The 9766-nt window shown below is 66.3% G+C and carries 9 protein-coding genes; 6 read left to right on the plus strand and 3 right to left on the minus strand.

The annotated features are described in order from the left end of the window. Positions 1-198: 198 nt before the first annotated feature. The 6 genes from I71_RS24175 (at position 199) to I71_RS24200 (ending at position 7636) form a co-directional block, all read left to right on the plus strand. Complete coding sequence (locus I71_RS24175) at positions 199-1821, plus strand: ABC-F family ATP-binding cassette domain-containing protein (RefSeq protein WP_042699570.1); 1623 nt, start codon at positions 199-201, stop codon at positions 1819-1821. Between the two features lie 60 nt (positions 1822-1881). Next, positions 1882-2766, plus strand: a complete 885-nt coding sequence (locus tag I71_RS24180) for a UbiA family prenyltransferase (protein WP_049976313.1) — start codon at positions 1882-1884, stop codon at positions 2764-2766. A 54-nt stretch (positions 2767-2820) separates the two neighbouring features. After that, positions 2821-4143, plus strand: a complete 1323-nt coding sequence (locus I71_RS24185) for an FAD-binding oxidoreductase (protein WP_042699573.1) — start codon at positions 2821-2823, stop codon at positions 4141-4143. Continuing rightward, positions 4140-4880 carry an SDR family oxidoreductase gene (locus I71_RS24190; RefSeq protein WP_042699576.1) on the plus strand — a complete coding sequence of 247 codons (741 nt, stop codon included), beginning with the start codon at positions 4140-4142 and terminating at the stop codon, positions 4878-4880. Before I71_RS24185 ends, I71_RS24190 begins: the two co-directional genes overlap by 4 nt. A gap of 11 nt (positions 4881-4891) precedes the next feature. Continuing rightward, complete coding sequence (locus I71_RS24195) at positions 4892-6412, plus strand: hypothetical protein (RefSeq protein WP_211098431.1); 1521 nt, start codon at positions 4892-4894, stop codon at positions 6410-6412. Positions 6413-6544: 132 nt separating this feature from the next. Further along, positions 6545-7636, plus strand: a complete 1092-nt coding sequence (locus tag I71_RS24200) for a nitronate monooxygenase family protein (protein WP_042699582.1) — start codon at positions 6545-6547, stop codon at positions 7634-7636. Positions 7637-7647: 11 nt separating this feature from the next. Here I71_RS24200 and I71_RS24205 read toward each other — a convergent pair whose 3' ends face one another. The 3 genes from I71_RS24205 to I71_RS24215 all read right to left on the minus strand — a co-directional run. Next, positions 7648-8676, minus strand: a complete 1029-nt coding sequence (locus I71_RS24205; RefSeq protein ID WP_042699584.1) for a GGDEF domain-containing protein — start codon at positions 8674-8676, stop codon at positions 7648-7650. 119 nt (positions 8677-8795) lie between these two features. Then, the gene (locus tag I71_RS24210; RefSeq protein WP_083897377.1) at positions 8796-9332 is read right to left on the minus strand and encodes a pentapeptide repeat-containing protein; all 537 of its coding nucleotides are present in this window, start codon (positions 9330-9332) and stop codon (positions 8796-8798) included. Between the two features lie 46 nt (positions 9333-9378). Next, positions 9379-9766: thioesterase family protein (locus tag I71_RS24215; RefSeq protein ID WP_042699593.1), on the minus strand; the 388-nt coding region annotated here is incomplete at its 5' end.

Raw genomic sequence — 9766 nt, forward strand, 5'->3', positions numbered from 1 at the left:
ACTGACCTACGTCATTTGATGGACGTGATCTGAGGGTCGGCTTTGTAGGGTGAAGCGTCGGGCGCGGGGGAAAGACCGCGCCCGACGTGTTTTTCAGCCCTGGCTCCGGCCGATCAGGACTCTGCTGCGGCGCACATCCTGTGGCATAAGGGGCCGCCATCGCCCCAAAGCATCACGCCTCAAGGACCCCTGCCGCCCATGATCCGCTTCGATAACGTCAGCAAGCAGAACGGTCACCGCATCCTGTTCCTGGAGGCCTCCGCGGCGCTCAACCGGGGTGAGAAGATCGGGCTGGTCGGTCCCAACGGCGCCGGCAAGACCACCCTGTTCCGCATGATCACCGGCGAGGAACAGCCGGACGGCGGTCAGGTGGCGATCGAGAAGCAGGTCAGCATCGGCTATTTCAACCAGGATGTCGGCGAGATGTCCGGCCGTTCCGCCGTTGCCGAGGTGATGGACGGCGCCGGGCCGGTCAGCGTCGTCGCCGCCGAGCTGGCGGAGTTGGAAGCCGCCATGGCCGACCCTGACCGCGCTGACGAGATGGACGCCATCATCGAACGCTACGGCGAGGTCCAGGCCCGCTTCGACGAACTTGGCGGCTATGAACTGGAGGGCAAGGCGCGCGAGGTTCTGGCCGGCCTCAGCTTCAGCCAGGAGATGATGGACGGCGACGTAGGCGGCCTGTCGGGCGGCTGGAAGATGCGCGTGGCGCTGGCCCGCATCCTGCTGATGCGCCCCGACGCCATGCTGCTCGACGAGCCGAGCAACCATCTGGACATCGAAAGCCTGATCTGGCTGGAAGGCTTCCTGAAGGGATACGAGGGCGCGCTGCTGATGACCTCGCACGACCGCGAGTTCATGAACCGCATCGTCACCAAGATCATCGAGATCGACGGCGGCACCCTGACCAGCTATTCCGGCGACTACAGCTTCTACGAGAAGCAGCGGGCGCTGAAGGAGAAGCAGCAGGAGGCGCAATTCGAACGCCAGCAGGCGATGCTGGCGAAGGAGCTGAAGTTCATCGAGCGCTTCAAGGCCCGCGCCTCGCACGCCTCCCAGGTGCAGAGCCGGGTGAAGAAGCTGGACAAGATCGAACGCTTCGAGCCGCCCAAGCGCCGTCAGGTCGTGACCTTCGATTTCCCGCCGGCCCCCCGTTCCGGCGACGACGTGGCGGTGCTGAAGAACGTCCACAAGGGCTATGGCAGCCGCTCCATCTATGAAGGGCTGGATCTGACCATCCGCCGCAAGGAACGTTGGTGCGTCATGGGCGTCAACGGTGCCGGCAAATCGACCCTGCTGAAGCTGATCGCCGGGGCGAGCGAGCCGGACAGCGGCACCGTCACCGTCGGCGGCAGCGTCAAGATGGGCTATTTCTCCCAGCACGCGATGGAGCTGCTGGATGGCGAGCAGACCATCTTCGAATCGCTGGAGGCGCATTTCCCGCAGGCCAGCCAGGGGTCGCTGCGGGCGCTGGCCGGCTGCTTCGGCTTCTCCGGCGACGATGTGGAGAAGAAATGCCGCGTGCTGTCGGGCGGCGAGAAGGCCCGGCTGGTGATGGCGATCATGCTGTTCAACCCGCCCAACTTCCTGGTGCTGGACGAGCCGACCAACCATCTGGACCTCGACACCAAGCAGATGCTGATCCAGGCGCTGGCCGCCTATGAGGGCACCATGCTGTTCGTGTCGCACGACCGCCATTTCCTGGCAGCGCTGTCCAACCGCGTGCTGGAGCTGACGCCGGAGGGGATCCACCAGTATGGCGGCGGCTACACCGAGTATGTCGAGCGCACCGGGCAGGAGGCGCCGGGGCTGCGGGGGTAGGAAAAACGCCGCGACGGGCGGACCGCCGCCCATCGCCCAACGACGCGGTCCGCGAAAACGATGAAGAAAAGTCGGGCGCTTCTCCTCCTTGCCGCCGCGCGGCCACATCATTGGCTCAAGAATCTCCTGATCCTGCTGCCGGGTCTGGCGGGGCATGTCAGCTCTCCCTCCGCCTATGGCAAGGCCCTTCTCGCCATCGCGGCCTTCAGCCTTTGCGCCTCGACCGGCTATGTGCTGAACGACATCATCGACCGGGCCGACGACCGCAAGCATCCGATCAAACGTTTGCGCCCATTCGCCGCCGGCGATCTGCCTGTCGTCTATGGCGTGGGTCTGCCGCCCCTTCTGCTCGGAGCGGCCCTGATCCTGGGATGGCTGGTTTCTCTGGAATTTGCCGCCGTCCTCGGCGGCTATTTCGCCGCCTCCCTCGCCTACTCTCTCGCGATCAAACGGCTGCTGGCGCTGGACGTGACGCTGCTGGCCTGCCTGTACGGGATGCGGGTGCTCGGTGGCGGCCTCGTCTTCGCCGTGCCGCTGTCCGAATGGCTGGTGGCGTTTTCAGTCTTTCTGTTTCTGTGCCTCGCCTTGATGAAGCGGGCCGCCGATCTTGCCTATCGGGTCCAGGCCGGGCTCGGCGACCCGGCGGGACGGCCCTATCGCCGGGAGGACGGTCCGATCCTGGCCAGCCTCTCCGCCGCCTTCGGCGCCGCGGCACTGGTGGTGCTGGCTCTCTACATCAACAGTCCGGCGGTGGTCAGGCTCTACAGCTTTCCCGAAGCGCTGTGGGGAACCGGGCTGATCCTGGCCTATTGGCTGTGCCGGATCCTGATCCTGGCCCATCGCGGCGACCTGCGGGACGATCCGGTGGCCTTCGCCGCCACCGATCCCGCCAGCCTGGTCTGTGGCGTCCTGACGATCGTCATCGTCCTCGGATGGGCACTGTGATACCCAGAAGCGATACCGAATGACGTGATACCGAACGGAATGAAGCGGGAGGGAATGAAGGCGGAAGGATGGGGACGCTTTCCCCGGATCGATGGCCAGCTGGTGTCGGGCTGGGACGAGATGGCCGTGCTGCGGCGGATCGCGGCCGGCGGTTCCATGATCGCCTGCGGCGCACGGCGTTCCTATGGCGATGCGTCGCTGAACCCTGCCGGCATGCTGTCGATGGTCCCGATGGACCGCCTGCTCGATTTCGATCCGGCCACCGGCCTGCTCCTGTGCGAGGCCGGCGTCACCCTGGCCGACATCCTTGATGTGTTCGTGCCGCGCGGCTGGTTTCCCGCGGTCACGCCCGGCACCCGCTTCGTTACCGTCGGCGGCGCCGTCGCCGCCGACGTTCACGGCAAGAATCACCATCGCGACGGCGGATTCGGCGCCCATCTGGCGTTCTGCGACGTCATGCTGGCCGATGGCCGGGTGATCCGCTGCAGCCCGGATCGCGACCCCGATCTCTTCGCCGCAACCTTGGGCGGCATGGGATTGACCGGGGTCATCCTGCGCGCGTCCCTCAGACTGCGGCCCATCGAAACGGCCTGGATTCGCGAAGATATTTTCCGCAGCTCAGGGCTGGACGAGACGCTGGATCTGTTCGGGCGCCTGCACGATCGCTCCTATTCCGTCGCCTGGATCGACGCCTTCGCCACCGGCGCGCGGATCGGACGGGCGGTGGTGATGACCGGCGACCATGCCGGCCTCGACGAGCTTCCCGCCGAACTGCGACAGGCACCGCTGGCGCGAACCGTCCGCCGTCTGCCGGCTGTTCCCCCCGGCTGTCCATCCTGGTTGCTGAACCGGGCAAGCGTCAGGGCCTTCAATGAGGCATACCACCGTCTTGCCCGTCCGCGCCGCCGGCTGAGCGCGCTGGATTCCTTTTTCCATCCGCTCGACGCCGTTCCCGCCTGGAACCGTCTTTACGGCCGCCGCGGCTTTCTTCAGTACCAATGCGTGCTGCCACGCACCGCCGCCGCTGCCGGGCTGCGCCGCCTGCTGGCGGAGACGGCCGGGTCGGGTTGGCCCTCCTTCCTCGCCATGCTCAAGCCACTGGGCGAACAGGGAATGGGACTGATGTCATTTCCGATGGAGGGCTATACGCTGGCCCTGGATTTTCCGGCGGCGGAACCGGTGTTTCCCCTTCTGCGCCGCCTCGACGCCATCGTCGATGACCATGGCGGCCGGCTTTATCTGGCCAAGGACGCCCGCATGGATGCCGGCATGCTGCGTCGGGGCTATCCGGCGGTCGACCGCTTCCAGGAGATCCGGGCCGCCTATGGCTCTTGCGGTCGTTTCGGGTCGCTGCAATCGCGGCGGCTGGATCTATGACCCCGCGCAAGAGCGTGCTGATCCTCGGTGCGACCTCGGACATCGCCCGCGCCACGGCGCGACGGCATGGGGCGCGCGGCGATGCGTTGATCCTTGCCGGCCGCGATTCCCACCGGCTGGCGGACGAGGCGGCCGACCTGCGGCTGCGCTTTGGCGTTCCGGTCGAGATCCGTCTGCTTGACGTCCTCGAACCGGACAGCTTCGCCGCCTTCGTCGATGGCCTGCCCGTCCTGCCGGATGTGGTCATTTGCGCCGTGGGACTGCTGGGCGACCAGACAGCGGCGGAACGGACCCCCGTCTTGGCCGACCGCATCATCCGCAGCAATTTCACCGGACCCGCGGCGGTGCTGGCTCTGGTCGCCGACGCCATGGCGGCACGGGGCGCCGGCGTGGTGGTGGGCATCAGCTCCGTCGCCGGAGACCGGGGCCGGGCCGCCAACTACGTCTATGGCTCGGCCAAGGCCGGCTTCACCGCCTATCTCTCCGGCCTGGGTGGCCGGATGGCGCAGCATGGAGTCCGCGTCGTCACCGTCCGGCCCGGCTTCGTGCGCACCCGCATGACCGAAGGGCTGAGGCTGCCGCCACTGTTGACCGCCACTCCCGACGAGGTGGCACGGGCGATCCTGCGCGCCGAAGCCGGTGGACGGGCCGACATCTATGTCCGCCCGATCTGGCGTTTCATCATGGCGGTGATCCGGAGCCTGCCGGACTCACTGTTCCGACGGATATCGTCGTAAGGGCCATAAGAATGACGATGACTATTCCCACCAGCCGGCTTCGTAATATTGCAGCAGATTCCTTGTGCTCCGGAACATTGTTCATTGTGGCATCCATCCTTTCCGGACGGATTTCAAGATTTCCATTCGACGATGAAATCTACAGCCTTCGCATCGTCACCGCCAACCGGACGATTGCCGAAACAATCGGTTTTTTCCTTCATGGCGGAGACGTTCATCCGCCCTTGTCCTATCTGCTCTTTCTCGGGCTGCATGCAGCCGGCGCCGGAGAGACCGCGATGCGCGCCGCTTCGTGCCTTTTCATGGCCGCGGCGCTGATGCTGATCCATGGCTGGACGCTGACCGTTCTGGAAAGGCGGCACCAGGACCCGGTGCAACCGGTTGTCCGGCTGGCGGCAATTCTGCTGTTCGGTCTCAATGCACTGGCGATCAGTCAAGGGGATGCGATTCGCTGGTATCCGCTTTTCTCGCTGCTGATGGCACTGTTTCTCGTGTTCTATCTGACCAGGCCGTCTCCCGCCTGTGCCATTCCTTTCGGGCTGGCGGTTTCGACGAATTTTCTCGCCCTGCCGCTGGCCGCCTGTTTCTGCCTGTGGCGCTATCTGATCGAACGCCGGCTGGAGTGGAAATTCGACCTGAGATTCTGGGCATTGTTCGGTTTCTTCGCTCTGCCCGGGCTGATCACGGCGGCCACCCTGGCCTTGCCAGGTTTCCACACACCGCACGCCACGCAATTCGACTATGGACCGGTCCAGGCACTTCTGAACAACGCCCTCGGCTTTTTCGGCGGCAACAGCCTGGGCATCACCGAAGCCTGGGTGACCGTGCCGATCATCCTGATCTCCGGCGCCGCCATGTGGACGGTCGCCGACCGCGCGACCGCGGCCAATCCGCTGAACCTTTTGCTGCTGCTGTGCATCCCCCCTGTGCTGATGTCCCTGGGTGGGTTCAGCAAGCCGCGATCCTTCCTCTATCTGGCACCGATCCTGTCGTCGCTGCTCACCGTCTTCGTTGCCGATCTCGCGGCCCGTGCGAAGCTGTCGCAAGCCATCGCCCTGACCACGCTGGCCTTGTGCAGTCTGGTCGGGGCCGTCGCCTCGCTTCGGTTCAACGAACGGCCGTACAAACGAAATGTGGTTCTTCCTCTTGCCGAAATGCTCGATCTCGTCCGTCTCAACTCCAAATCGCCGGCGCTCGTGCTGACGAACGAAGCGGTTTCGGCGTGGCTGCTCCATCGGACGCTCACCGGTCCCGGAGACTGCATCATCGGCCCTGGGCGCCCTCCCGCCTGCTCGAACGACCCTGAACGCTACAGCACCGTGGTGAGCGTCTATGTTCCCAAAGCGAACCAACGGAAACCGACCCGGCCGCCCTGGCCGACGATCGAGGACTATTCACCGACAATCTCCGTTCATCTCGGCAGGGACCTCGATGCGGCGCTCAAATCACGGCTGACCGGACACCCGATCCCGGAACATCTGATGGAGCTGAAGGTCTACAGGATGACCCCCGGTTCGGAACCGGGACACTGACTGCCATCGGCGACCTGAATTGCGGCGGCACCGCGTTCACTTCAAGTGAACGCTTCCTTCAAAACAAGTCATTGGTCGTGAAAGCCGCCCAGGCGTAGCATCGCCAGCAACGTCGATGCAGCGGAGGCTGAGATGCCCTCTCACACGGAGTTCCTTGAACGGCTTGGACTGCGGTCACCGGTGATCCAGGCGCCGATGGCGGGCGGCGGCGATACGGCGTCCCTGGTGGCGGCGGTCAACGAAGCCGGCGGGCTGGGCTTCGTCGGCGCGGCCTACCTCACCCCGGCGCAGATCGCCGAGCGCGCGCGCGATATCCGCAGCCGCACCGCCCTGCCCTTCGGCATCAACCTGTTCGCACCGACGCCGGCTCCGGGACCGGCACCGATGATGGCCGAGGCGATGGCCCGCGTGGCAGCGTTCCATGCCGAGCTTGGCCTGCCGGAGACGGTGGAGCCAGCATATGCCGGCGACGGCTTCGAGCGGCAGGTCGCGGCCATGCTGGACAGTGGGGCCGCCTTCTACAGCGTCACCTTCGGGCTGCCGCCGGCCGACAGCATCGCGGCAGCCAGGACGCGCGGCATGCGGGTTCTGGGCACAGCGACCACGGTGGCGGAGGCGGTGGCACTGGAGCGGGCCGGTGTCGATGCGGTGATCGCCCAGGGCAGCGAGGCCGGCGGGCATCGCGGCAGCTTCCTCGGCGATGCCTGGAAGGATCGGGGAGCCAATCTGGTCGGCACGATGGCGCTGGTGCCACAGGTGGCCGATGCGGTGGGCGTCCCGGTGATCGCGTCCGGCGGCATCATGGACGGGCGCGGCATCGCGGCGGCGCTGGCCCTGGGGGCAACGGCGGTGCAGATGGGCACCGTCTTCCTGACCACCGAGGAGGCCGGCATTCCGGAGGCGCACAAGGCCGCCATCCTGGATGCACGGGAAGACCAGACCCGCATCACCCGCGCCTTCTCCGGTCGGCCCGCCCGCGGCATCGTCAACCGCTTCATGGAGACGGTGGAGGACCCGCAGGCGCCCGAGGCGGTGCTGCCCTTCCCCTTGCAGAACGCGCTGACCCGTCCGCTGCGCACCGCCGCCGGCAAGACCGGGCGGGCTGAGTTCCTGTCGCTCTGGGCCGGTCAGGGGCTGCGGCTGGCGCGGCGGCGTCCGGCGGGCGATCTGGTGGCGGACTTGTTGCGGGGAACCGAAATGGTGCGGCGGCGGCTGGCCGGCTGAGCGGGGCCGGCTCAGACGGACTCGGCCGTCACACGGTTGCGGCCGGCACGCTTGGCGGCATAGAGCGCCTGATCGGCACGCCGGACCAGCGACAGGGCCGGTTCGCCGGGACGGTACTGGGCGACGCCGACCGACAGGGCAACGGTGCCGTAATGGGAGTTGCGCGCCCAGTTCACGATCTGGCGGGCACAGACGAAACAGCGCACCTGCTCGGCCAGCTTGGTGGCATTCTCCAGGCTGGTGCGCGGCAGGATGATCGCGAACTCCTCCCCGCCATACCGGGCGGCGGTGTCACGTCCCTTGATGCACTCGGTCAGCATGCGGGCGACCAGCTTCAGGACATGATCGCCGACCAGATGGCCGTGTGTGTCGTTGAAGGCCTTGAAATGGTCGATGTCGACCATCAGCAGCGACAGCGGCTGCTCGTCGCGCACGGCAGCCTCCATCGCCTCGTCCAGCATCGCGTCGAATGCCTTCCGGTTGCCGATGCCGGTCAACCCGTCGGTCAACGCCTCGCGCCGGGCGCTGTCCAGACTGACCCGCATCTCCGCCAGCTGCTGGCTCGATTCCTGAAGCTGGAGCTGGAGCGCCGTCTGCCGGTTGACGATCTCCTTGGTCTCAGCGGCGATGGCGGCAATCATGGCCCGCAGTTCCGGAAGGCTGAGCGGCTGGTCCAGTTCCTCCCGGAAGCCGGACAGGGCGTTGCCGTACCGCTCCGTCTCCGACCCGACATTGCCCAGCTGCTCCAATATGCGGCCCAGAGCATAACGCGCCCTGTCGGAGGTCTCGCGGATCGCCTGGGCTTCGGCGTCCATCGTGAAGAAGCGCCGGTACAGCTCGTCGCACAGCGTCTGCGAGGCGGCCAGCCCGTCGCGGCGGGCCAGATCGATGGCGCGGGTCAGATCGGGATTGTTGCCGCTGAAATAGACGTACCAGAGCGTGAAATTCTCCGGAGTGGGCGGCAAGCGGTCAGCCAGCATCCGCTCCATGACCTTCGCCGCAAGGCCGCTGGAACGCTCGAAATCCTCCGCAGTTGCCACGACCGCCGTCCGTCCGAAATCATTAGATTTCGAACGTTACGCGGTACAAGCCCTTACAGCAAGAAGGTTTTCGGGTGCAGGGTGAGTTACTTTAACCTCTTTGGTTGTGTTCCGTCTGTTTAGTTGCATTGCCCGACCGAGCTTTCGGCGCAGACATGCTTGCCGTCGGTCCAGCGCGCACCCGACAGGTCGGCGTGGCGCAGGTCGGTTCCGGAGAGCTTGGCGCCGGTCAGGTCGGCACGCGCCAGCGATGCCCCGACCATCTTGGCATTGCGCAGGTCGGCCTCGCGGAAACTGGCGCCGGTCAGGTCGGCGCGGGTGAAATCCGCCTCGATCAGCCGTGCCCTGTCGAAGACCGCACCGGGAGCGGTGGCGCTGATGAATTTCGCGCGATAACCGTCGGCATCCGTCAGCTTTGCCTCGCCCAGAGTGGCGCGTTGGAAGCTCGCGTCGCGCAGCATCGCCCCGCTGAGATCGACGCCGGTCAGCATCTGACCCTCCAGCGAGCAACGCCGCCAGTTGACTGTCGGCCGAGCCGCCTCGGTGCAATCGGCCAGCGCCGAACCCACGGAAAAGACCATCGGCACGGCGGCGACGGCGGCGAGGATGCCCGAACGGATGCGGGACCGAATGGACAGGACGGGTGCGCTTCTCATCCCTCGATAGATGGGGGCATAGCCGGTCAACGCAACCACCCGAAGGTCAACCGGCAGTTTGGAAACCATCCAGCCGGACGACCGCCCGCCCGGCCTGTGGCGGCCGGGGAAGCCCGGCATGGGCGGTCGCCTGTCCGGCCAGCGCCGCCGCGACGGCCGGCGGGAAGGGGCTGGTCTTCCTCGTGCCGAGATCGACATGGAGCAGCATGACCTCCGCCGTCGCTGCCAGCCATCCTTCCTCGGCATGGCGCATCTCGTGGAACAGGTGCAGACGCTTGGCGTCGGCGCCGAGCAGCAGCGACTCGAAGCGCAGAGCCGTCCCTTCCGTCACCTCGCGGGCGTAGGTCAGATGGGCGTCGACGACGAAAACCGACCGGTTCTCCGCCGCGACATAGGCCTTGCCGATCCCGAACCGGTCCAGCACGGCGTCCGTC

Source organism: Azospirillum sp. B506, from assembly GCF_000333595.1.
GTDB lineage: Bacteria > Pseudomonadota > Alphaproteobacteria > Azospirillales > Azospirillaceae > Azospirillum.

Coding starts and splice junctions, on each gene's coding strand:
- I71_RS24200 (WP_042699582.1), top strand. CDS start 6,545: ATGCCCTCTCACACGGAGTTCCTTGAACGGCTTGGACTGCGGTCACCG.
- I71_RS24190 (WP_042699576.1), top strand. CDS start 4,140: ATGACCCCGCGCAAGAGCGTGCTGATCCTCGGTGCGACCTCGGACATC.
- I71_RS24185 (WP_042699573.1), top strand. CDS start 2,821: ATGAAGGCGGAAGGATGGGGACGCTTTCCCCGGATCGATGGCCAGCTG.
- I71_RS24175 (WP_042699570.1), top strand. CDS start 199: ATGATCCGCTTCGATAACGTCAGCAAGCAGAACGGTCACCGCATCCTG.
- I71_RS24210 (WP_083897377.1), bottom strand. CDS start 9,332: ATGAGAAGCGCACCCGTCCTGTCCATTCGGTCCCGCATCCGTTCGGGC.
- I71_RS24195 (WP_211098431.1), top strand. CDS start 4,892: ATGACGATGACTATTCCCACCAGCCGGCTTCGTAATATTGCAGCAGAT.
- I71_RS24180 (WP_049976313.1), top strand. CDS start 1,882: ATGAAGAAAAGTCGGGCGCTTCTCCTCCTTGCCGCCGCGCGGCCACAT.